Source organism: Corynebacterium sp. LK10 (assembly GCF_008042455.1).
Lineage (GTDB): Bacteria > Actinomycetota > Actinomycetes > Mycobacteriales > Mycobacteriaceae > Corynebacterium > Corynebacterium jeikeium_D.
The window spans coordinates 315,537-338,488 of record NZ_NOVT01000017.1 but is presented as its reverse complement, the minus strand read 5'-3'; the positions used below and the strand labels follow the sequence as shown (position 1 = coordinate 338,488).

The window sequence follows — 22,952 nt, the reverse complement described above, 5'->3', positions numbered from 1 at the left end:
CCGGCTAATGCGCCCATCACAAGTCTGCTCATGCACTATTCTTGGTGCCTGTGCGTGCGTTGCTAATCTCCAATCCAAATTCGACCAGTAACACTGCTCGACGTATGCCCGGCGTTGTGCGGGCGCTTCGCTCGGTCGAGGGGATTCGCTTGACATCCATGTTTACCGCCTACCCTGGCCATGCTGCGGAAATGGTGGCGGGTAAAACGGTTCGCGATTACGACGTCATTATTTCTCTCGGCGGCGACGGAACCATTAACGAGATTGTCAATGGGCTCATGAACTCCAACCCATTCTCCGCACTGCCTGCCACTGACCTGCCTGTCATCGCGACAATTCCCACCGGCAGCGCCAACGTTTTGGCAGGTGCGTTGGGTATTCCCCGCGACCCCGTAGATGCCGCGTGGTACATCGCAAGTCTGCTGCGCTCCCGAACCCGCAGCACTATCAGCGTTGGACATGCAGCGGAGCGATGCTTCGTGGTCAATGCCGGTATCGGCATCGATGCGGAAGTCATTTCCACCATGGAACAGCTCCGACAAAACGGTACCCGCGCCAAAGCCGTGCGCTATTTGCCGGCAATTTTCACCGCATGGAATCAGTTGCGCAAAAGCCCGCCACAAATCACCGCAACTATCGACGGCACGGAGTTTGGCCGTGATCTCGCAATGGCCGTGGTGTCCAACTCCAATCCCTGGACATTCCTCGGCGACCTCCCCATCGTCACCAACCCCACTGTGTCCCTACGCAGAGGCCTGGGCTTTTATGGCTTCACTTCCCTGAGGGGAGTGACGGGACTTGTCGCCGCAGCCAATTTGGCCGGTTTCTTCACCCGACTGCGTTCCCCCTTCCACGTCGAAGCCCGCGAACGACGCGTCGACAACGCCCAGCACATCGAGCTCACCGCTACTGCCCCACTTCGTCTCCAGTTGGACGGCGAGTACATCAATCAGTGTGAGTCCCTCAACATCCGTGTTAAGCAAGGCGCTATCAATTTTGTGGCGCGTGCCGACGATTACACCGAGGACCAGTTCACCAAGAAAGTCGCTACCCGCCCCGTGGACGAGCGCTTGCTCGTTGTGGTGACCAAAAAGGTCATGGATCGCACACGCCGACTGTTCAGTACTAGCCAAAAGACCGAGGCAAACCCGGCTTAAACTGCAACTGTTTACTGACAAGCCAACAAAAATGCGCCATACACCCTCACTACTGCAATTACCAAAACTAATTTTACCCCCACAAAGGGCTAGTTTTGACCTGGCGTTTTAACCAAAACTTCACTTTTCTGTGAGGTTTGGCACTTTTATTCATTTTGCTCTTTACGAACCGTCCCAGTCGTGAAAACATGTAAATCGTCAGCGAGACAGGCACGCAGTTCACTGGTTGTGTAACCATGCAAGTCTCGCCTTTTTAGGCGCAAACTCTTTGGTGAGTCCCCACTACCTTTCACGCCGTATAGGCGATGGAACAGGTGGCCCCTCCCAAGATGCCTAATACCCCTGGGCAACCGGGAATGAACCCCAACCTTCGTTGAGATACGGCGATTTGTCGTGTCTGACGAAATCCATTTCCGGAGCTGCCTTCCCGCAAGGAAATTTAACCCTGCCCTCACCCGGGCTCGTAATGTTTTAGGAGTTTGTCATGGATTGGCGTCACAAGGCCGTTTGTCGTGAAGAGGATCCGGAGCTGTTCTTCCCGGTCGGTAACTCCGGCCCGGCTCTCGCCCAGATTGCTAAGGCCAAGGTCGTTTGCAACCGTTGCCCCGTTACTGCTCAGTGCCTGGCCTGGGCACTTGAGACCGGCCAGGATGCAGGTGTCTGGGGCGGCATGAGCGAGGATGAGCGTCGCGCACTGAAGCGCCGTCGCAACCGCGGCCGCACCCGTCGCACTCGCACCAGCACCACGGTCTAATTAAAGGACTTACCCTCGTACCGTGTAATCTATACCGGTTGATACCTGTTTAACCCGATAGAAAGAGAGCCCAGCTATGAGCAAGCGTGGCCGTAAGCGCAAGGACCGCCGTAAGAACAAGGCTAACCACGGCAAGCGTCCGAACAGCTAAGTTGCCCTTAGTTGCAGCAGTCTTAGCCATCACCGGCTAAGACATCTCACTCCACTCCAGCACAACTCGGTATTGCACCGAGGGACGGGGTGGAGTTTTTTATGCCTCCAGCGGATACCTCAACGGGTAGCAGGTCTGAAAGTGACTAGGTTTATGACACATGAATTGAATTCACCCGCGATTTTTTGTCATAAACCTAGTCACTTTCAACACCTTTTCGATGCCTCGTCGATACCGCATCCTCGCTTTCCGGATTAACCATCCGCCAGAACCTTACCAGCGAGTTTGGAGCCCAAACCCCACCGGAGTAACGTCTGAAAACAGAGCTTTTACAGCAGCTCCAGCTAGGTTGCTCGAAAGCAATGGGGCTATAGCTCAGTTGGTAGAGCGTCGCGTTCGCAATGCGAAGGTCAGGGGTTCGATTCCCCTTAGCTCCACAAATAGCTCCACAAAAATATCCCAGGCCACATCACCGTGACCTGGGATTTTCCCATTACGCATTACCGCATTACCGTATTACGCAACATCGCATTAAGCATCAAAGGAATACGCGCCAAAAGATGACGCACCAAAACCTAGCCGCCAGCAGCTACCTGCGGTACTCCACCCGCGTATAGGACACGCGAATCCGAGTGGTAATGCGCTGACGGAGGTCCTCAGGGGCAGGTTGCTGGCAGCACCGGCGTAGCAGCCGTCGTATAGCTTGCTCGGAACCGAACTCTTCCAAGCACTGAGGGCATTTGTGAATGTGTTCCTCGAGAAAGCGGCGTTCCTCCGAATCACACTCTCCATCCAAAAATGCGTGTAGGCGCGAGTGGACATCCTGACAGAAAGCATCTTCACAGGCGTGCCCGCGCTCTGGCGTCTGCTCCATATCTTGGCTCGACTCTCGGCTCATCGCGGAGAATCTCCCTTCTCTTCTTTCAAGAATCCACGTTCCACGGCTACGTTGTGCAACGCGTCTCGGAGCTGTTTTCTTCCACGGTGGAGCCGACTCATCACAGTTCCGATGGGTGTGCCCATGATTTCGGCGATTTCCTTGTAGGGCAATCCCTCGACATCGGCGTAGTAGACCACCATCCGGTAGTCCTCTTTGAGGCTCATCAAAGCGTCACGAATTTCCTCGTCAGGAAGCTTTTCCAGCGCTTCAACCTCAGCAGAGCGCAGCCCTATCGAAGTGTGCGACGCGGTTTCCGCGATCTGTGAATCCGTGATGTCATCGGTGGCGTACTCGGCAGGACGACGCTGCGCCTTGCGGTAGTTGTTGATGTACGCATTCGTCAGAATGCGGTAGAGCCACGCTTTCAGATTCGTGCCCGGTTTGTAGGAGCGGAAGCCCTGAAAAGCCTTGATATAGGTCTCCTGCACCAGGTCTTCGGCATCGGCGGGGTTGCGCGTCATCCGCAGCGCCGCTCCATAGAGCTGATCCAAAAGCGGCATGGCGTCACGCTCAAAGCGCTGCGCAAGCTCCTCATCCGACTCATCAGTCCGGATGGCCGATGTTCCTGTCTGATCACCTGACATGCTACCTATCCTAAAACATCCGCACCCACGAGTCGGCCAGACCCCCGTCACCAGGCATTTCGTCGCTTAGCTGCACTGGTGTGCAACGATGGGAAACTATGTCGAAGAAGTCCGCCAAGAAATCCGCTGCCGCCACCCCGGCAATCGCCGTCTGTCAGAACGCCGGAATCGACTTCCACGTTCACCAATTCCCCCACGGCAGCGACAACTTCGGCGAAGAGGCCGCCTCTTGGCTACTAGAGCATCTCGGTGTCGAGCCCGAACGCATCTTCAAAACTCTCATTATCGAGCTATCCGGCAAACTCACTGGGCTGGCCATCGCCGTCGTCCCCGCCACCGGAATGCTCAACCTCAAGGCCGCCGCCGCGGCTGTCGGGGCTTCCAAGGCCACGATGGCCGACCCCCATGACGCGTCACTTGCCACCGGCTACGTTCCCGGCGGCATCTCCCCGCTTGGCGGTCGCCGCAAGCTCCCCACCGTCATTGATGAGACCGCTACTCTCGCCGACACCGTGTTCGTCTCCGGTGGTCGCCGCGGGTGGGACATCGAACTGTCACCCGCTGATCTGGTTTCGCTTTGCGACGCCACGGTCGCCGACATCGCCCGCTAACCCTGCGGCTACTCCTGCAACCTCCCCGCTGATACGGCCTTAAAACAGCTCCTCGTTGTGGCCGGGTGCTGCTCCATCGGGCCCATTCAGCAGGTGCGATCCTTCATTCGCAACATTGCCGACGGCGCGGTTGACCGGTCGGATGGTCAGCTTGTCCACCACTTCTGCGCTGGTCATGCCAACATCTCCGTCTGCTGCCCAGGCCGAGAGATCCAACCAGTCACTGACTTCGTCGTCGGCAAGCACGCGCGGCATACGATGATGAAGATCCGCGAGCTGTCTCACGGCGTCGGTGGTGAGAATTGTGGCGGAGACGATATCGCCCCAGCGCGCCCACAGCCCCGCGACGGTGAAAAGCGGTGCGTCATCGCTGAAGCTGACGAAGTAGGGCTGGCGATTCTTCCACTCGTACCAACCGTTCATGGGGATTGCGCAGGGCAGGCTGTCCCGGAAAGTCGGTTTGGACTGCCAGGTTTCCGCACGAGCATTGAAGAAAGGTGTTGTTGGCACTTCGCGGGCCCACTGCGGAATTAAACCCCAGCGCACGGTGGCAGCAATGGTTCCTGTGCGGCCGGGGTGCTCGCGGGCAAGAGCAACTATTGGCATGGTCGGTCCGATGTTGTAGCGGGAGGTGGGCAACGGGCCGTCGGCACGCACGGGCGCCAAACCGGGAATCTCAGCCGTGGTGCTGAGCAGTTCTTCGGCGACTGTGAAATTGACGAAACGACCACACATACCAACTGATTGTGCCGTTGACTCCCCCTCTAGTCGAGGTATGGAGTGAAAGTGTTCCATAATTGGTTGTGTGTGTTCCCAAAATCAGAATTGGTCCGCCCCTACTGTAAGTGTCGACGGTGCCGAGGCCGGTCGACAGCCTTTTAGTGCCACGGTGCAGATTGCCGGCTCGAAGTCGATTACGAACCGTGCCCTTGTCATCGCGGCGATATCTTCGACACCATCGGTTATCCATGGTGCTCTGCGCTCTCGCGATACCGATCTTATGATTCGCGCACTGCAGGCTCTGGGAACTGACATCAGTGCCGACTCGACATATTCGGGTGCCCCGAACCACACGCTCCGCGTCACTCCACGCATGCTTCGCGGTGGTGTCGTGGAATGTGGTCTCGCAGGTACGGTTATGCGCTTCGTGCCACCTATCGCAGCTCTTGCGCAGGGGTCGGTGTTCTTCGAAGGCGACGTAGAAGCCAAGGCTCGCCCGATGTCGGCCGTGCTGGATGCCCTGCGCAGCCTCGGTGTGAACATCGCGGGCAATGGGCTTCCCTTCACGGTCAATCCGCAGGGTCCGAATCAGGGCAACCGCCTCGGTGACTCGGTTCAAGAGCAAGATCTGCCGGACATCGGCGGCGAAGTGGAAATTGACGCTTCGGCTTCGAGCCAGTTCGTCTCTGGTCTGTTGCTGTCAGCACCGCGCTACGGCCGTGGCCTGGTACTTCGCCCGACCGGTGAGATTCCTTCCCGCCCGCACATTGACATGACCCTGGACATGCTTCGCGAGGCCGGTGTGCAGGTCGAGGAGACCACGGCCGACACACCTGAGGGACCACGCACAACGTTCACCATTCACCCGACCGAAATGATGGGTCGTATTTGGCAGGTCGAGCCTGATCTGTCCAACGCCGCCGCCTTCCTGGCCGCTGCGGCTGTCACTGGTGGCAGCGTCACCGTGCCCGACTGGCCAGAGCACACCACGCAGCCGGGCGACCGCATCCGCGAGATCCTCACCGCTATGGGCGCTACCGTGACGTTCAACCGTCACGAAGGTGGCCACACCAGCCTCACCGTCGTGGGCCCAAAGCCGTCGGAGCTGCGCGGAATCACGATGGACATGTCCGAGGTTGGCGAGCTGACCCCCACCGTCGCGGCCATCGCCGCCTTGGCCACTACCCGCACCGAGCTGACGGGTATCGCACACCTGCGCGGTCACGAAACCAACCGTCTCGCCGCGCTCACCACGGAAATCAACCGTCTCGGCGGTCGCGCGACCGAGCTTGACGACGGCATTGCGATCGACCCCGTTCCGCTCCACGGTGGTCTCTGGCACAGCTACGCCGACCATCGAATGGCCACCGCTGGTGCCATTGTTGGCCTGCGCACGGAGGGCGTGGAAGTCGAAAATATCGGTACCACTGCTAAGACCATGCCTGGATTCGATCTGCGCTGGCTGGAGATGCTCGGACTGGCCTCCCCCAGCCCTAGTTCGTTGGAAAAGTCAGTCGAAGCTCGAATTGATGGTGTGGACAACGGAACCGAGGCAGGGAAATAACAGTGGCGGCACGCAGGCGTGGACGGCAATGGGACGAGTCCGATGTACGCATCCGCCCCGGTAAAGGGTCGCGACCACGGACGAAGGATCGCCCCCGCCACGCCGATGCCCACTGGGGCATGGTGGTGACCAAGGATCGTGGTCGTTGGGGTGTAGTCCTCGATAACAACCCTGATGTTGCAGTGACATGCATGCGTGCCCGCGAGCTCGGCCGCACCAATATCGTTGTCGGTGACCGTGTCGGTGTCGTAGGCGATGTCAGCGGCCGTGCGGGCACACTGGCCCGCATCGTCAAGCTGGCAGAGCGCAGCACGGTTTTGCGTCGCACCGCCGATGACAATGACCCGTATGAGCGCATCGTCGTGGCCAATGCCAGCCTGCTGCTCATTGTGTGCGCAGTCGCCGATCCTGAACCTCGCACCGGTTTTGTCGAACGCGCGCTGGTCGCGGCCTACGCCGGCGGTGTCCGCCCCGTGCTCTGTCTGACTAAATCCGATCTGGCCGACCCAGAGGAATTTGCCGGGGAGTTCTCGGCACTCGGAGTGGATGTCGTTGTCTGCGGTATTAATGATGACTTGGCTCCTCTGTCAGAACTCATCGATGCCCCAGGACGAGTGACAGCTTTGGTTGGGCATTCCGGCGTGGGGAAATCGACCCTCGTCAACCGGATTGTTCCCGAAGCCAACCGTGAGACCGGCGAAGTTAGTGGTGTGGGTAAGGGCCGCCATACCTCCACGCAGTCGGTGGCGCTGATGTTGCCGTCGGAAAGCGATGACGATGCGGCGTCGTGGATTATTGATACCCCGGGCATTCGTTCCTTTGGTCTGGCTCATGTGACACCGGAGACGCTGCTGGCGGCGTTTCCAGATATCCAGGCAGCGACAGATGAATGCCCACGTGGTTGCACCCATTTGGGGCCGCCCGCGGATCCAGAGTGCGCCCTCGACAAGCTGGAGGGAGTTCAGCACCGTCGAGCGATGGCCGTGCGTCGCCTGTTGAGCGCCATCAGCGACAACGAGGACTGGGAGCTGGACATTGAAAGAGACTAGCCACACCGATTCTGTGGAGACGCCCTCTGAAGCCGCGGCTGGTGCTGAGTCGGACAAAGCGGGCTCCGGACTCTACCCCGCTCCCGGCAGTTGGATTCGGCTGTGCATCTACACGCTTATCGTGGGTCTTGCGACGGGGCTCGGAGCTGCCGGGCTCGCGCTGATCATGCACGGCATCGAGTACGCGGTCTACGGGCAGCACGAGGGTGACGTAGCGGTCGTAACCGATGGCACCACTGGTTTACAGCGCTTTGTCGGAATTGTGTTGGCGGGGCTGATTGCAGGACCAATCTGGGCAGCTCTTCGCACAAAGGCGAAGCCTGTTGAAAGCGTTGAAGCGGGCATGCACGGCCGCCCCATGCCTGTGTGGTCAACTCTTGTCAATGTGTTTTTGCAGATGGCGACTGTCGCTGCAGGTGCATCCATGGGACGCGAGAATGCCCCGCGTGAGCTCGGTGCAATGGTGGCCTCGCAGATGTCGCATCGACTGCGCATCGATCCGCTACACCGCCGTATTCTGGTCGCAGCAGCAGCCGGTGCCGGCCTGGGGGCGATTTATCACATCCCGTTGGCTGGAGCGGTTTTCTCGTTGGAGATTCTGCTGGGCTCACTGAGCATTACCGCGGTGATGGTGGTGCTGGCGTGTTCAGCCATCGCCACGGTGACGTCGGGCATCGTGGTCGGCAGTAGCCCGCTCTACAGCCCAATTAATCTCTCAGACGGCTGGGGCAACCTCGGGGCAGCACTGCTCATCGGTGTTATCTGCGGTGCCATTGGCTACGCATTTCGCATTCTCAGCTCTCGAATGTCGGACACAGCACCGACTGGCTGGCACTCTGCCTGGGCCATCCCCCTCGCATTCACACTGGTTGGTGTGATTTCACTGTGGGTTCCAGAAGTATTGGGCAATGGCCGTATCGCTGCGACCACAGTTCTCATGGACCGCCCGCTGCTGGGTTTTGCAGTCATCCTGCTGATTGCGAAAGCTATCGCGGTTCTCGTTACTTTCCGTTCTGGTGCCGTCGGTGGTCTCTTGACTCCCGGCTTTGCCCTTGGCGCGCTCAGCGGTTTCATCGTCGGCTGCTTCGTACAGCCATTGATGCCCTCAGTTCCGCTGAGCGACTTTGCGATTCTCGGCGCGGCGGCCTTCCTGTCGGCGTCCATGGCAGCCCCACTTTTCGCACTGATCGTGACCGTGGAGTTCACCGGCCAGAATTCCTCGGCTTACTTAGCACTCTTCCTCGCTGGTGCAACTGCGACGCTGACCGTGACCATGATTCGCGCCTGGCTACGGCTCCCCCACAAGCAATCAATGCCATGGAACCGCGAACCAGCAGTCGCGGCTGCGGTTCGCAAGCGGGCCGAGGGCTAACCGCGCGCAGCAGTGTGCGTCGAGCGACCGGTGTAGGCCCGGACAATTTCCCGGACACCTGGGCGAAGACGGCGGAGCATTCGCAGGCCCGTCGCTAAGCCCTTGCGTTGCGGGGAACTGGACTGGAGCTCCGCTTCAACCTGCGGATACTTCTTGAACGCCGTCTCCGAACGTACCTCTGGGGCGTTGTCCGGGTCAGCGACTAAGAAACGATCCGGCAGCGACAACTTCAGCAGCGTGCGCTGGACCTGGAAGAACTGCTTCGGGAACGACCCCGTGTTGTATGGCAGGTCGTATTCCCGGCAGATCTGCTGAACCTGCTTCGAAATCTGCGCGAGCCTGTTGGACGGCATGTCCGGGAACAGGTGGTGCTCAATCTGGTAATTCAGATTTCCTGAGAGCACCGACAGCGCCAGCCCACCGTGGAAGTTCGCCGAGCCCAGCATTTGGCGCAAATACCACTCACTCTTGTCCTCGGTGTTGTACTGCTCCTTGGTGAAAGTCTCGGCATCATCCGGAAAGTGTCCGCAGAAGATGACCGCGTAGGCCCAAAGATTACGGGCGAGGTTGGCCATCATGTTCGCAAAGGCCACCTCACGGTAACGCGGACCCGCCATCGCCGGGAAGAGAACGTAGTCCTTGAGCACCTGGCGCCCCGACTTGTTGAGCACCTCCATGAGCTGCGGTCGGGCCTCATCCCAGGATTTCTTGCCGGCGAACACGCGCCCGAGCTCGACGTCATAGAAGGCCACTGCCCATTGGAAAAGGCTGGCCAACACCACGTTTGTCACCGGCTGCAGCAGCGTCGATGGCTTCCAACGGCGGTCACGAGTCACCCGGAGAATGCCATATCCTACATCGTTGTCCATACCGAGCACGTTGGTGTACTTGTGGTGGACAAAGTTGTGGGAGTGCTTCCACCCGCTGGATGGGCAGGAATTGTCCCACTCCCAGGTGGCCGAGTGAATCTCGGGGTCATTCATCCAGTCCCACTGACCGTGCATGGTGTTGTGGCCGATTTCGAGGTTTTCCAAAATCTTTGCCAGCCCCAGCGCTGAGGCACCCGCCCATTTGAAACCCCAGTGCGCGGTGTTCTTCCACGACTTCGGCAGCATCCCTAGTTTGTTCAGGGCCATGCCGGCTGTCGGTACCATCAGCAGACCTCGACCAGTCACCTCAAGGGTGCGTTGAATGCGGATGAGCGTGCGGATGTAGCGAGCATCCTTCTGCCCCAGCGAATCGCGGTGTTGCTTTTCGATTTCCGCAAATCGACGCCCAATCTCTGCGACGTCTTCTTCGCTCAAGTGCGCATACGATGCGATATCAGAAATTGCCATGGGAAGGGTCCCAACTCCTTTAGGTAGTTTCTCCTGGTTAATACAGGTTGAGATAGATGTGGGGCGAACTTACAGTTCGATACGCGCGTGCCCCGCCGGCGCACAGACGCACGTTCGGACCCGCTCCCCCGCCACAAACGTCGCACCGGTGCGGATGTCCCGCGCTGCGCCGTCGGAGAGCTGCTGCACGCACGTCGCACAAATTCCCATCCGACAGCCGTACGGCAGGTCAACCCCGACGCTCTCGGCCGCCTCCAGGATGGTGGTTGCACCGTCTACGTCGATATCGCCTCGGCTGCCTAAACTCACCGTGCCGCCGACCTCCCCTGCCGCCGAGCGGTCAACGGTGAAACGTTCCGTCCGCAGCCCGGGAAACTCCGGCTCAAGGTTTTTCAGCAGTTCAACCGGACCACAGGCGTAGGCGCTTGCCGACGATGCCAGCGCTCCAAAGTCAGCAATGATGTCGGTAACCGCCGCAGCGTCAATCCGCGGCTGCGTCTCCGTATTCCGGGCATGCAGGCGATACTTCAACGCGCTAGTAGCGCTGCACTGTTCCAGCTCGCGAAGCTCATTGACAAACACAGCTTCTGCCTCGCCGCGGTAGGAGTGAATGTGCTCGACTTCCACTGAGGCATTGCGAGCTGAAAGATCACGCAGCATGGAAATCACCGGAGTTACGCCGGAGCCTGCGGTAACAAACGCAATGCGGGCTGGGAGCGGCTCCGGAAGATGGAAATCCCCAGCCGGGGCAGCCAGGCGGACGACAGTACCCGGCTTGACATTGGCGACGAGGTGTTGGGACACATAGCCGTCGTTTAGCGCACGGATGTTGATAGTCAGCAGCCCGTCATGAGGCCGCGGCGCATTTGTCAGCGAGTAGGAACGCCACAGGTATTTCCCCTTGACCTCTACGCCAAGTCCGATGAACTGGCCTGGCTTGAAGTCTGTTGGCATCCCCCAACCCGGACGGATTATCAACTCTGCTGAAGTAGGAGATGTGGGATTGATGGCCTCAATCTGACCGCGCAGCTCGCGACTTGACCACAGCGGATTTAGCAAATGCGTGTAATCATCGGGCAAAAGTGGCGTGGATAAATGCTTGAATACCCGGGAAACTTTGGTCTTAAGCCCCATTTTTGGCCCTCCTGACTGTCACGGGCGAACAAGTAATAACGCTGTTCATCAGTAGGCATGCCCCACCCGATTCATTATTACGTGTCCGTAGGTTACTTAGACGTAGACTACGGAGCGGTAAGTTATTGGTCAAGAGAAACAAATGATTTTGACACAAATAGCGAAATTGTCATTACCCCCACTCCCGTGCGAAACACCCCCTTTGACATGGAGCTTATCCACACAAAACAATCCCGTCTTTTATACCCCCACTGAAAACACTTGTGCCATACAAAAAAGGGGCTGGGTTCCTAAACCCAGTCCCCTTCTTTAACGCCGAGCACGCGCTACTACAGGAAGTCGACCACCATGCCGAGCTCAGCTACGTCGTACCACGCCAGCGGGATCTCCAGCGCATCGCCGACAGTGAGCTCCGCATCCTCGTCACCGAGATCTGCCTTATCGACGGCATCAATCGCAGCCTCAACCTTGCTTTCCGCCTCTTCCACATCAATGTGGAGAGCTGCAACGTCGGCAAGCGAAATTGGGCCGCCGACCTTAACCACAGCATCTCCCATATCCGACTGCGGCTCCGCCTCCACATCAACGGAAATGACCACTCGACGGTGCGGGAACTTCTCTTCTGCGGCATCGAGCAGACGGAGCGACGCACGCGCAGCCTCATCAAAGGCTACGTCTGCCAGTTCCTCATCATCGCCCTCAGTAAAGAAATCGCGCAGCGCTTCAGTGACAGCAAAGCCCCAACCACCGCGGGCGTGGAAGAGCTCATCCTCCTTAAGCGCCTCAAGCATGGAGAAAGTCGCTGGGATATAGACGCGCATTAGAACTCGCCCTCGAGACCCAGCAGACCGGCAATCTCGACCACTGCGCGGTCGAACTGCTGATAGAAGACTCCCACCATGCCGTTAGAGACGGCCGCATGGATGTTCTCAATCGAATCATCTACCAACACGCAGTCCCGTGCCGGCAGTTCAATAGCCGCAGCGGCTGCATTAAAAGCCTCTGCCGAAGGCTTCTCATGGCCAATTTCACCAGAGAGCACAACTGCGTCTACCAGGCCCTCATCTTCGAGCTTGCGAATCGGATCCGCCGATGGGCCACCTGGGTCATTCGACAGGACTGCCAGGCCAACACCATTTGCACGCGCCTCTACCAGCAAATTACGCCAACGTGCCTGGTCTTCATCCGTGCCGTCAAGGACACCACAGTAATCGATAATCATTCCGCGCATGGCCTGTAGTTTATCGCATGACCTGCACGTTTGCCTTTTTTCCAGTTCAGCGTGTTAATTGGCTGTTCGTTACGCCCATTTGTAGACGACCAGAACGGCCTTGACGGAAACCGATAGGACCATTAACAGCGAAACACTCAGCCCATTTCGCGACTGCGCCTTCTCCACAATCCCCCCACGCCGGCCGTGAATTCCCCTTCACAAGCTGCACACTTAAAGCACTTGTAGGACAATGGTCTTCAGCAAGGGGGAACTTGCCAATGGAGAGTTTTTAGGGGGATTAATCCATGGCACCAACGTCTCACGTACCAAAATCTCAGACACCGATGCCTTACGCGCTGTCGCACGCCGCTGAGCACCGCTCCAGTGGCAGGGAATCCATTGAACCGGCAACGGGCTTTTCGCTTCTCCACACAATTCAACTCGGCCAGTCAGCTAATGCCGCCGCCTCTCAAACCGCAAAAGTGGCACCGACCTACAGCGGATGCTCGGCTGCCACCGGAGCCGCTGTCATGACGGCATTACCGCCCGTCGCGGCCGCTCCTGCTGCAAAAAAGACGCCGCAAACACCGCACGTCGTCCAGCACTGTGAACAGAATCTGAGACAGGAGCTTGGCACGATTACTCGCCGCGTCTTCGACATCATCGCGGGTCGCAGGCGAGTCAACGATCTACGTCGCATCAATATCGACCCGATTATTCACGCTGCGATACTCACGCTGTCGAAGAACACCAGCCTCAAGGGTGTCGCGTTGCAATCCTTTCACGCCAGCGCTTCCGCGGACGGCAAGAAGGTCGAGTTCCTGGGTAGTTGCCGTGTCGGTCCGCGCGTTCGCGCGTTCACGGGCACTTTCCGCCGCGGAACAGCAAAAACGCGGCCATGGACCATGACCGCGTTTCGGGTGCTTTAGTGCTTAGCGACGGCGCTTGCGAGCCGCCTTCCGACGCTGCGCTCGGTTGCCCTCAGACTCTTGATCCACGCGCTGCTGCTCTGCACTGCCGTCCTCGCTGGGACCGGAGTAGGTCATCTGCTGATTTTGCTCAGCAGCTTCCGTCGGCAGAGCTGGAGCCTGATTCTCCTGTCCCTCAGTGTTTTCCACTGCGGGCATAACCTGCTTACGGATTAGGAACAGCTGACGAACCGATTCTTCCTTGATGCCGTCCATCATCGCGGTGAACATGTCGTAGCCCTCACGCTGGTACTCCACCAGCGGGTCAGCCTGGGCCATGGCGCGCAAGCCAATGCCCTCCTTGAGGTAGTCCATCTCGTAGAGGTGCTCGCGCCACTTCTGGTCCATGACGTTCAGGATGGTGAAGCGCTCGATGTTGCGCATCTGGTCGTCGCCGCCAATTGCGGAGACCGCATCCTCAAGCTGGTCGTAGCTGGCCGAGATGTCCGCGTGCAGAGCCTTGGACAGCTCATCGGCCGAGAGGTCACCCGGGGTACCGAAGTCAGAGCCATCAATGAGCTCTTGCGCGGTAAACGTCGGGCTATAGAGCTGCTCAAGGGCATTCCACAGCTCGTCGAGGTCCCAATCCTCCACGTAACCGTCAGCGGTGGCACCGTTGACATACGCATCGACTACGTCGTCCTGCATGTCACGGACCTGAGTCTTCAAATCCTCACCTTCGAGGATGCGACGGCGCTCAGCGTAGATGACCTTACGCTGCTGGTTCATAACCTCGTCATACTTCAGAACATTCTTACGGATTTCGAAGTTCTGGCTTTCCACCTGAGCCTGGACGCTCTTAATGGAGTTGGAGACAACCTTGGAGTCGATAGGAACGTCATCCGGGACATTCAGAGTGTTCATCAGCGCTTCCATGCGCTGACCGTTGAAGCGAACCATGAGATCATCGCGCATGGACAGGTAGAAGCGGGTAACACCCGGGTCACCCTGACGACCGGTACGACCACGCAACTGGTTGTCAATGCGGCGTGACTCATGACGCTCAGTACCCAGGACGTAGAGGCCACCGGCCTCACGTACCTTGTCAGCTTCTTCCTTCGACTGCTGACGAACACGCTCAATCTCAGCGTCCCACGCCTCTTCGTACTCTTCCGGAGTTTCCACCGGGTCCAGACCACGAGAGCGCAGATTCAGGTCAGCGATGATGTCCGGGTTACCGCCCAGCACAATGTCAGTACCACGACCGGCCATGTTAGTTGCCACGGTAACGCCTCCGAGACGACCCGCCACTGCGACAATCTCAGCTTCCTTCTCGTGGTGCTTAGCGTTCAGCACAGAGTGAGGAATACCTTCGCGCTGCAGGAGCTTGGAAAGGTACTCGGATTTCTCAACTGACGTCGTACCAACGAGAACTGGCTGGCCCTTTTCATGGCATTCGCGGATGTCCTCGACAACAGCGGCAAACTTTGCCTCCTGCGTTTTGTAAATCAGGTCGGGCAGATCCTCACGCTGCTTCGGGCGATTCGGCGGAATCGACATGACATTCAGCTTGTAAATCTGGTGCAGCTCAGCCGCTTCGGTCTCAGCCGTACCGGTCATACCGGACAGCTTGTCGTAGAGGCGGAAGTAGTTCTGGAGCGTAACGGTTGCCAGCGTCTGGTTCTCGTTTTTAATCTCCACCCCTTCCTTGGCCTCAATTGCCTGGTGCATGCCCTCGTTATAGCGACGGCCTGCCAGCACGCGACCGGTGAACTCATCGACAATGAGGATCTCACCATTGCGGATAATGTAATCCTTGTCGCGGGTGAACAGCTCCTTGGCCTTCAGGGCATTGTTCAGGTAGCTGACCAGCGAGGAGTTTTCCGGAGCATACAGGTTGGCAATACCCAGCTGATCCTCAACGAATTCAACGCCCTCTTCACGAATACCGATGGTGCGCTTACGCTCATCGACTTCGTAGTGAATGTCGCGCTTCATACGCGGCACAATCTTGGAGAACGCCAGGTACCAGTGCGGATCGCCATCTGCCGGACCGGAAATGATTAACGGGGTACGGGCCTCGTCAATCAGAATCGAGTCAACCTCATCGACGATGGCAAAGTGGTGCCCACGCTGCACCAAATCGTCGAGCGAATGCGCCATGTTATCGCGCAGGTAGTCAAAGCCGAACTCGTTGTTCGTGCCGTAGGTGATGTCGGCAGCATAGGCCTTGCGGCGCTGGTCCGGACTGAGCTCAGAGAGAATCACGGAAGTCTCAAGCCCCAGGAAGCGGTGGACTCGACCCATCCACTCCGCGTCACGCTTAGCCAGGTAGTCATTAACCGTAACGACATGAACACCCTTGCCTGCCAACGCATTGAGGTATGCGGGCAGCACACAGGTCAGGGTCTTACCTTCACCAGTACCCATCTCGGCAACGTTGCCGAAGTGCAGTGCCGCACCGCCCATAACCTGGACGCGGTAGTGCTTCTGCCCCAGCACGCGCCAGGATGCCTCGCGCGCCGTGGCGAAAGCATCCAGAAGCAAATCGTCTACATCGGCACCGTCAGCCAGCTGCTTCTTAAACTCCTCGGTCTTGGCACGGAGTTCATCGTCTGAAAGAGCTGCGTACTCGTCTTCCTTGGCGATGACCTGATCTGCAATATTGCCAAGCCTCTTGACAGCGCGGCCTTCACCAATGCGGAGCAACTTGCTGAGCGAAAACACTAAATTGGGACCTTTCCGGCCGATTCACGTCGAACTTTAATGTGCAACGGTTGATTATACGACGAACCCGCCTTCCCTTCTAAGAGAAGACGGGCTCATGTGAGCAATTACTTACCAATACACAGCTCTGCGCGGTATTGCGTGCTCTTTTTGGTGAAGACTTACTTCTCGTCTTCGTCTGCCAGCTCAATCAGACCGTAGTCGTATGCGTGACGACGGTAGACCACGGACGGACGAGAGGTTGCCTCGTTAACGAAGAGGTAGAAGTCGTGACCGACGAGCTCCATCTCAGACAAAGCATCTTCCACCGTCATCGGAGTTGCGGAGTGCTGCTTGGTACGCACAACCTGACCCGGGGTCACGTCCTCGACCAGATCCTCGTACGGATCAGCCTTTTCCGGAGCCGCTGCCTCAGCCTCTGCAACCAGCGAAGCAGTTGCCTCGCCGACGGACATCGGTGCACGGTGGCCAGAACGGCTAATCTTGCGGCGAGCCTTCACCTTACGCAGGGAGCGCTCCATCTTGCCCAGAGCAGACTCCAGTGCAGCGTAGAAGCTATCTTCCTTGGCTTCCGCACGAGCCAGGTGACCCTTGCCAGTAGCGGTGATCTGAATACGGTCAGAGCGGTCTGCACGGCGCGGATTCGGCTCGTGCTGGAGCTCCACGTGGAAGAAGGTCAAAGTCGGGTCGAGGCGCTCAATCTTCGCCAGCTTCGCCTTAACACGATCTGCGAAGTGCTCTGGAACCTCAACATTGCGCCCGGTGATGGTCACCTGAGCGTTCGGGCTGAGTACCTCGTTGTTGTCAGCAGGGGTGGACACTTGCTACCTACCTCCCGGTATGGCCACCGCCCTTCCGTGAGCGGGATTACTCACGGCGTCTACGGTGACGAGTCTTTCTGCACCCCCAGGATACAGTTCCGGGGGTAACCAATGCCACGTTCCCCTCGTTTATTTTTCGCTTGCCGACGACACCCCTGCGTCTACGCCCGGGCGAGCACCAACACCATGTCGATGCGAATCCCCAATGACGCTGCCACCAACTCGGTTTCCGCTGCAGTGGCACCAGTAGTGGCCACATCATCAACCAGAATTACTGTCGCCTGCGCACAGCGTTGTCGCAGCTTGTCGCTAATTCCGCGCTTGAATTGCGTCAGCGGCACAATGTGGCCAGAAAGATTTCGTCTGCGTTGAGAAGCCCCCAGCTCCGCGGAATCCCGCGTGCGCCCGCCAATGCGCACCAGGGGCAATACCGAACTGGAGGGGAGCTGACTGCAAGCAAAGTCGCAGGCAATTGTTACCGGGTCCCCACCCCGTTGTCGACGGGATGACGATCTTGTCGGCGCGGGAATCAAAATGACGGGGGTAATTTCCGGGGGCATTATATGGCCATCAGAGGCTAGCCTTCGTACCGCAGCGGCGAACACGGCCCCCATGATTCGTCTGGCTTCACCACTGCCCCGTTCTTTGGCCGACAAAATGAGATGTCTCCTCGCACCCGAGTACGGACCGCAGGTCCACGCTGCTGCGCGTAACGCAGCCCGCGGTGAAAACCGCACTGGAGGTTGCTGAAGATCGTCCTTGCAATCGCGACACAGCGTCCCGGAGCAGCCGCACACCGGACAGGTTTCCGGTATCACGAGGCCGATTGCATCGCGGGTAACGTCGTAAAGCACGCGCAGAAATTCCTGCGATGACCTCCCCTGCGCCATTAATCCCCTCCCCGATTTGCGCTTATTCCACAGACACCGGAGCCATTCGACCACGCGCACCCGGAACCTGGCGCCAGAACTGCTGCTGCCCCTCGCTGGAGATCAGCTCCATAACACCGGTGGCATCTAATGCGTAACGCTTCGACGAGGTCGCGGTAACCACAGGAATTGGCGGTGTCAGGTTGAGCTTCGGCAGAACAGAGCTGGTCGCACCGTCCGGGAAGGCGCTCCACATCGGGGTGTCCCCGCTGTAACCGCCCACCGTGACCGTTTGATTCGGCGACCACGTCAGCGACACCGGGGAAACGTTTTCAGGGAGCGGCAGAGCACGCGGGTGCGTCAACTTCCACGGTTTATCGTCATGCCTTTCGATGGTGGCGATATAGACTTCACCAGCGATAATCATCGCTACCTGCGTGCCTGAAGAATCGACGCGGAATTCAGAAATACCGGCGCTCGGGCGCCCCGTGCCTGCGCCGCCGTCAAGAAGGTGATTGAGCTCAGAGGTATCAACCTCCTCCTGCTGAATCCGAGATGACGTCGACTGCCGAACCAGGCGTACGACGGTTGTACCGTCCTTCACTGTCCAGACCGCCTCGGCGTCTGGAGACCATGTCGGACGGGTGAGACTCTCGCCAGTCAGCACAGGAACCGGCTGATCTTGTATTCCGCCGAGCATCAATGTGGACTCCCCGAGGTCATACGACCCAGCACGACCATCCACGGCCGAGCGGAACACGGCGGCAATGAGCTCGCTGCCGTTGGGGTTGGTGCCCACTGCCGCGGAGAACACCGCGGTGCTGCCGCTGGCGGTCCAGCCGCGTCCCACAGGTGTGGCGTGGCCGTCAGCGATCTCGTAGATACCGCTGCGGTCGACCGTCCGTAACGGTGCGTTATCAGCCGGTAGATGATTCGGGTCGTAGAGCTGGATTGTGTCGGTGTCCTTCGTCCACGGCTCGTCGTGGCTGGCAACTAGTGGTTCGCCGTCGGCCATGAGGATCCACGGACCACGGAAATCTGCCGAGTCGAGAGTCCAGATAATCTGCGCCGCGAGCATGACACGCAGTTCCTCGGAAACATCACCCAATCCGGTGATTTCGACCCTGCGACCGTCCGCGTTGGACACAGGTCCTGCTTCCACCGCAATTGAGGCATTGGGCTTGAGCACGGTGGTGACGCCCGGCCGCAGTGGTGCTGATGGGCCGTTCTTCAGCTTCGTCAACAGATTGGTCGCGCCATCGGTGACGCCACGATAGAGCCAACGACGATCTGTGACCAAATGATTACCCGCCGGATCGAGGAAATAGATATTGCGAGGCACATTGTTTTCCAGGAATGCCTGACGCTCCATGACAACACCGTCGGGCAGCGAGGAAATGCGCCACTGCCCATCCGAACCAAGCTTCATCTCCACGGTTTCCTCATAGTCACCGGACTGGGGCTCATACGCACCATCAGTACCGAATTGACCAACGCTGCGACCTCGGGCAACGAAGGACTGTCGCGATCCTCCTTCATCCCTCTGGGCGATGAGGTTGACACCGTCGAGAATGCGGGCACTATCCTGCGGTTTCCAACTGGCCGCAAGTTCCGGGGTCATGAAGGCACGCATAGCTTGAAAATCATCAACCGGATGCGCGGCCGCGGCGAAAAAGTCGCGCAGGACAATGTCTGCATTGACATTCGGTCGTGGCTGAGGAACTTCAATACGAACTTGGGGCGGCTCAAACGGACGCAGCACCTGGGGGCTGGTGTTTCTCGGAATGGTGGTACATCCTGCGGCCGTGCCCAAAATGATCACTGAGCTAAGCGCCACTGTCTTACGCAGGACGCGACGAGCCTTTGACTGTTGCTGCGCCGTCATTTAAATATCCTCCTCTCGTGCCTGTCGGGATTCGCTATCGCTAGTCGGCTGCCCCTTACCCTGATCCTGGCTCTTGACTTGCGGTGCAATCGAATCCGATTCCAACTCCCGTGCACCAATTTCCTGCTGATGCGGAATCTGATCGGGCAGCGGCGGAACTTCCAGGCCGAGCGGATGCTCACCGAAGCTCGCATCAGGCTCCAGTGGCACAGTCAGGCGGAAACAGCTACCGACCGTCGGCACGCCAAATGCCTCCAGTTCCCCACCATGCAATTGTGCGTCCTCACGCGCGATCGCCAAGCCAAGTCCGGTCCCGCCGGTGCGTCGGACACGCGAGGGGTCAGCGCGCCAGAACCGGTTAAACACCAGCTCTTGCTGTTCCGGCTTTAGCCCCACACCGTGGTCAACGACCGTAAACGAGACCGCGGAATTGCTCGCCCGCACTGTGACATCCACCGGATTGCCCTCACTGTGGTCAACAGCGTTGGCCATAAGGTTGCGTAGCACGCGCTCGATACGACGCGAGTCGACTGTTGCCATTACCGGTTCATCGGGCAGGTGGAAGCGGATGGGTGTACCGGTCTCCTTAGCCACGACCGTTACCTGCTGATAGGCAGCATCCACGCAGCGACGGACATCGACCTTTTCTGCGGACAGATCAGCAACGCCGGCATCGTGGCGTGAGATCTCAAGCAGGTCATTGAGAAGCATCTCAAAACGCTCAAGCTCCTCATTCATCAGCTCAGCTGCGCGGCGAGTCGCCGGATCGAGGTCCTCAGCGCCGTCAGCAATAAGGTCGGCGGCCATACGCACCGTGGTCAGAGGCGTCCTCAACTCATGCGAGACATCGGAGGTGAACTGTCGCTGCAGACTGCCGTATTCCTCCAGCTGTCTAATCTGCGTCGACAGCGATTCGGCCATCTTGTTAAAGCTCATGGCCAGTCGCGCCATGTCATCTTCACCCTGCACGACCATGCGTTCGCGCAAGTGGCCGTCGGCAAAGCGCTGGGCAATCTGGGCGGCGGAACGCACTGGTGTCGTCACCTGATTGGAGAAGAACCAAGTAATACCGCCGAGAAGCGCCATGATGACTACTGTCGCACCGGCGAGGAGACCACGAACCAACTTAATAGTCGATTCCTCTGCAGCCATAGAGGTGACCAGATAGAGCTCGAGCCCATCAACCGAGGTAGAAGTAGGGCTACCGATAATTAACGCCGAGTACGTATCGCCGCGGTTATCAGTGACTTGGCGTACCTGATACGCAATTTGCCCTTGTCGGACTACTTCATGCAATCGTTCTGGAACATCGGCCTTAATCGGCGATGAAGCCAACACCGTGCCTCGTGGCACCGGCGCCACGAGCAGCGGTTCATAACTTGTCAGTGGCGCAGCACCGGAACCGGCTGCACGGTTCACAAGGGCATCGCGCCCCACGTTGAGAAGAGCTTGCAGCTCGTTGGACGAAGAGTTCTCAATCGCCTGCTCCACCACCGCGCGAGCACGGTCAATTTCCTCGTCGGCAGCGGTAACCTTTGCGTCGATAAGCCGCTGGGTAACAATAGTCGCCAGCGCGAAACCGAGTACCGCAATCACCATCGCGCTCAGTACCACCACAGAGGTCAGAATGCGCGCTTGGATAGACGTGCGCCAGAGCGTAACCGCCCAGGTCACTCCCCTGTTGGTGAAGTCTCGAAGCTTCGTTATTAATCGACGCAAGAATCGGCTCCCACTAAAGCTGACTGACCTTGATTAGTCACCCGTCTTGTACCCGACACCGCGGACGGTCAGCACAATCTGGGGGTTTTCCGGATCCAATTCAATCTTCGAGCGCAGACGCTGAACGTGAACGTTGACGAGTCGGGTATCCGAGGTGTGCTGATATCCCCAGACCTTTTCCAACAACTCATCACGGGAAAAGACCTGCTTCGGACGGGAAGCAAGAGTGTGCAATAGGTCAAACTCCAACGGGGTCAGAGAAATCTCCTTGCCATCGCGGAACACGGCGTGACCGGGCACGTCGATAGTCAGGTCGCCGACCTCGAGGGTCTCACTCGGGCTGTCCTCTTGACGACGCAGCCGAGCGCGCACACGCGCCACGAGCTCCTTCGGCTTAAAGGGCTTCGTGACATAGTCATCCGCACCGGATTCCAGGCCGAGGACCACATCGACCGTGTCGGTCTTCGCAGTCAACATGATGATCGGCACCGCCGATGTCTCTCGCACAGTGCGACAGACATCGACACCACCCATGCCCGGCAACATGAGATCCAGCAGAATCAAATCTGGATTCTCCCGCTCTGCTGCCTTGACAGCTTCGAGGCCATCGTCGACTACTACTGTGTCGAAGCCCTCGCGCTCCATCACCATCGTGAGCATTTCGGCGATGGCCGGATCATCATCAACAACCAGGATTTTTGAGCTCATGCGTCATATTCTAAACGTAAAGCTATCTAGTTCTGTAGTTTCCGGTTGAGGTGGCTAGCGCAGGCGTGCACTGATCCATTCCACAAGACGGTCCGCCCCATCATCCCCCGTAAGCATCAACCATGGTGACTGCCACGAGCCCCCCGCGAACTTCTGGTACGCCGCCAGCGTGCGCTCCTGCAAACCCGAGTCCTTTTCGTAGGTATCCCTAGTTCGCTGCACATCAGCGGCTTCCCGATTGCGTGCGCGGTCGGCTGCCACTCCCACCGACGTGGCCAGACAGACCTGAACGTCGGGAAGCGGAAGCTGGAAATCTCCGAATTCGGTCTTCTCAATCCACTCAACGATCGCCGAATCCTGTGTGCGAGCCAGGGAGTAGGCCGCGTTGGACGCGACGTAGCGGTCGATAATCAGAACATCGTTCTCGCGCGCTGCATCAACAATCGCTTGACGACGTTCTTTGCGGTCCAGAGCGAACAGGAGTGCCATTGCCCAGGCGGAGTCCGCAGTGTCGCCGAGCTGACCGTGCAAGGCTTGATCGGCGAAATCAGCGAAGATTGTCTGCCGGTACGCCGGAAAGGTCATCGATGAAACGGAGTGCCCTTGACTTCGGAGTTGATTGGTAACAGCTGTGACAAGCGTGTTCTTGCCAGCACCGTCGATTCCTTCGACTGCGATAATCAAATTTTTCTCCTCGCACACATGGCTACGGCCTAGCCTTGCTTAGAA

The 22,952-nt window shown here is 58.4% G+C and carries 22 protein-coding genes and 1 tRNA gene; 9 read left to right on the top strand and 14 right to left on the bottom strand.

The features are described from left to right. Nucleotides 1–44: 44 nt before the first annotated feature. The 4 genes from CHU70_RS06985 to CHU70_RS06975 all read left to right on the top strand — a co-directional run bounded on the left by CHU70_RS06985 (nucleotide 45) and on the right by CHU70_RS06975 (nucleotide 2,499). The gene (locus CHU70_RS06985; RefSeq protein ID WP_371416046.1) at nucleotides 45–1,157 is read left to right on the top strand and encodes a diacylglycerol kinase family protein; all 1,113 of its coding nucleotides are present in this window, start codon (nucleotides 45–47) and stop codon (nucleotides 1,155–1,157) included. A gap of 484 nt (nucleotides 1,158–1,641) precedes the next feature. Continuing rightward, nucleotides 1,642–1,911, top strand: coding sequence for a WhiB family transcriptional regulator (locus CHU70_RS06980; protein WP_016422223.1), 270 nt, complete (start codon nucleotides 1,642–1,644; stop codon nucleotides 1,909–1,911). A gap of 76 nt (nucleotides 1,912–1,987) precedes the next feature. After that, nucleotides 1,988–2,062: a 50S ribosomal protein bL37 gene (locus CHU70_RS11505; RefSeq protein WP_014300525.1), complete on the top strand. Its 75-nt coding sequence runs from the start codon at nucleotides 1,988–1,990 to the stop codon at nucleotides 2,060–2,062. 364 nt (nucleotides 2,063–2,426) lie between these two features. Further along, nucleotides 2,427–2,499: transfer RNA gene (locus CHU70_RS06975), tRNA-Ala, on the top strand. A gap of 152 nt (nucleotides 2,500–2,651) precedes the next feature. On the opposite strand, the gene rsrA is transcribed toward CHU70_RS06975, so the two are convergent. Both rsrA and CHU70_RS06965 read right to left on the bottom strand, forming a co-directional pair. Then, entirely contained in the window at nucleotides 2,652–2,936 is a 285-nt protein-coding gene (rsrA, locus tag CHU70_RS11500; protein WP_038629430.1) for a mycothiol system anti-sigma-R factor, read from the bottom strand. Nucleotides 2,937–2,956: 20 nt separating this feature from the next. Next, complete coding sequence (locus CHU70_RS06965) at nucleotides 2,957–3,586, bottom strand: sigma-70 family RNA polymerase sigma factor (RefSeq protein ID WP_016422221.1); 630 nt, start codon at nucleotides 3,584–3,586, stop codon at nucleotides 2,957–2,959. Nucleotides 3,587–3,684: 98 nt separating this feature from the next. Between CHU70_RS06965 and ybaK the strand changes: the two genes are divergently transcribed. Continuing rightward, nucleotides 3,685–4,197: a Cys-tRNA(Pro) deacylase gene (gene ybaK / locus CHU70_RS06960; RefSeq protein ID WP_070604410.1), complete on the top strand. Its 513-nt coding sequence runs from the start codon at nucleotides 3,685–3,687 to the stop codon at nucleotides 4,195–4,197. A gap of 39 nt (nucleotides 4,198–4,236) precedes the next feature. On the opposite strand, the gene CHU70_RS06955 is transcribed toward ybaK, so the two are convergent. Then, on the bottom strand, nucleotides 4,237–4,932 hold the full coding sequence (locus CHU70_RS06955) for an SOS response-associated peptidase (RefSeq protein ID WP_049193311.1): 696 nt from the start codon (nucleotides 4,930–4,932) through the stop codon (nucleotides 4,237–4,239). Nucleotides 4,933–5,002: 70 nt separating this feature from the next. On the opposite strand from CHU70_RS06955, the gene aroA reads away from it, so the two are divergent. Genes aroA through CHU70_RS06940 form a run of 3 tightly spaced genes read left to right on the top strand, consistent with a single transcriptional unit; the run spans nucleotide 5,003 to nucleotide 8,902 of the window. Further along, nucleotides 5,003–6,481 (top strand): 3-phosphoshikimate 1-carboxyvinyltransferase, encoded by a 1,479-nt coding sequence (aroA, locus tag CHU70_RS06950; RefSeq protein ID WP_080971514.1) that lies wholly within the window; start codon nucleotides 5,003–5,005, stop codon nucleotides 6,479–6,481. A gap of 2 nt (nucleotides 6,482–6,483) precedes the next feature. After that, nucleotides 6,484–7,530: a ribosome small subunit-dependent GTPase A gene (gene rsgA, locus CHU70_RS06945; protein ID WP_049172822.1), complete on the top strand. Its 1,047-nt coding sequence runs from the start codon at nucleotides 6,484–6,486 to the stop codon at nucleotides 7,528–7,530. Beyond that, nucleotides 7,517–8,902, top strand: a complete 1,386-nt coding sequence (locus tag CHU70_RS06940; protein WP_049172820.1) for a chloride channel protein — start codon at nucleotides 7,517–7,519, stop codon at nucleotides 8,900–8,902. The genes rsgA and CHU70_RS06940 overlap by 14 nt, the downstream gene beginning before the upstream one ends. Here CHU70_RS06940 and CHU70_RS06935 read toward each other — a convergent pair. From CHU70_RS06935 to CHU70_RS06920, 4 genes are all read right to left on the bottom strand, one after another. Beyond that, nucleotides 8,899–10,239, bottom strand: a complete 1,341-nt coding sequence (locus CHU70_RS06935) for an acyl-CoA desaturase (protein ID WP_049172818.1) — start codon at nucleotides 10,237–10,239, stop codon at nucleotides 8,899–8,901. The two genes, CHU70_RS06940 and CHU70_RS06935, sit on opposite strands and share 4 nt — an antisense overlap. Nucleotides 10,240–10,308: 69 nt before the next feature. Next, complete coding sequence (locus tag CHU70_RS06930; protein WP_049172816.1) at nucleotides 10,309–11,373, bottom strand: flavin reductase family protein; 1,065 nt, start codon at nucleotides 11,371–11,373, stop codon at nucleotides 10,309–10,311. Nucleotides 11,374–11,702: 329 nt separating this feature from the next. Beyond that, nucleotides 11,703–12,194: a DUF6912 family protein gene (locus CHU70_RS06925; RefSeq protein ID WP_049172814.1), complete on the bottom strand. Its 492-nt coding sequence runs from the start codon at nucleotides 12,192–12,194 to the stop codon at nucleotides 11,703–11,705. Then, the gene (locus tag CHU70_RS06920; protein WP_038627918.1) at nucleotides 12,194–12,604 is read right to left on the bottom strand and encodes an HAD-IA family hydrolase; all 411 of its coding nucleotides are present in this window, start codon (nucleotides 12,602–12,604) and stop codon (nucleotides 12,194–12,196) included. Before CHU70_RS06920 ends, CHU70_RS06925 begins: the two co-directional genes overlap by 1 nt. A 287-nt stretch (nucleotides 12,605–12,891) precedes the next feature. On the opposite strand from CHU70_RS06920, the gene CHU70_RS06915 reads away from it, so the two are divergent. Next, nucleotides 12,892–13,515 carry a hypothetical protein gene (locus tag CHU70_RS06915; protein WP_049172812.1) on the top strand — a complete coding sequence of 208 codons (624 nt, stop codon included), beginning with the start codon at nucleotides 12,892–12,894 and terminating at the stop codon, nucleotides 13,513–13,515. 3 nt (nucleotides 13,516–13,518) lie between these two features. Here CHU70_RS06915 and secA read toward each other — a convergent pair whose 3' ends face one another. The 7 genes from secA to CHU70_RS06880 all read right to left on the bottom strand — a co-directional run bounded on the left by secA (nucleotide 13,519) and on the right by CHU70_RS06880 (nucleotide 22,907). Then, the gene (gene secA / locus CHU70_RS06910) at nucleotides 13,519–16,221 is read right to left on the bottom strand and encodes a preprotein translocase subunit SecA (RefSeq protein ID WP_070545755.1); all 2,703 of its coding nucleotides are present in this window, start codon (nucleotides 16,219–16,221) and stop codon (nucleotides 13,519–13,521) included. 161 nt (nucleotides 16,222–16,382) lie between these two features. Next, nucleotides 16,383–17,042: a ribosome hibernation-promoting factor, HPF/YfiA family gene (gene hpf / locus CHU70_RS06905; protein WP_016422210.1), complete on the bottom strand. Its 660-nt coding sequence runs from the start codon at nucleotides 17,040–17,042 to the stop codon at nucleotides 16,383–16,385. Nucleotides 17,043–17,203: 161 nt separating this feature from the next. Next, nucleotides 17,204–17,461, bottom strand: coding sequence for a hypothetical protein (locus tag CHU70_RS06900; protein ID WP_141737802.1), 258 nt, complete (start codon nucleotides 17,459–17,461; stop codon nucleotides 17,204–17,206). Between the two features lie 493 nt (nucleotides 17,462–17,954). Next, nucleotides 17,955–19,796: an LpqB family beta-propeller domain-containing protein gene (locus CHU70_RS06895; RefSeq protein WP_049193303.1), complete on the bottom strand. Its 1,842-nt coding sequence runs from the start codon at nucleotides 19,794–19,796 to the stop codon at nucleotides 17,955–17,957. Next, entirely contained in the window at nucleotides 19,797–21,470 is a 1,674-nt protein-coding gene (mtrB, locus tag CHU70_RS06890; protein WP_070429795.1) for an MtrAB system histidine kinase MtrB, read from the bottom strand. A gap of 78 nt (nucleotides 21,471–21,548) precedes the next feature. Continuing rightward, nucleotides 21,549–22,223, bottom strand: a complete 675-nt coding sequence (mtrA, locus tag CHU70_RS06885) for an MtrAB system response regulator MtrA (RefSeq protein WP_048731669.1) — start codon at nucleotides 22,221–22,223, stop codon at nucleotides 21,549–21,551. Between the two features lie 54 nt (nucleotides 22,224–22,277). Then, nucleotides 22,278–22,907: a dTMP kinase gene (locus tag CHU70_RS06880; RefSeq protein WP_069359479.1), complete on the bottom strand. Its 630-nt coding sequence runs from the start codon at nucleotides 22,905–22,907 to the stop codon at nucleotides 22,278–22,280. Nucleotides 22,908–22,952 lie beyond the last annotated feature (45 nt).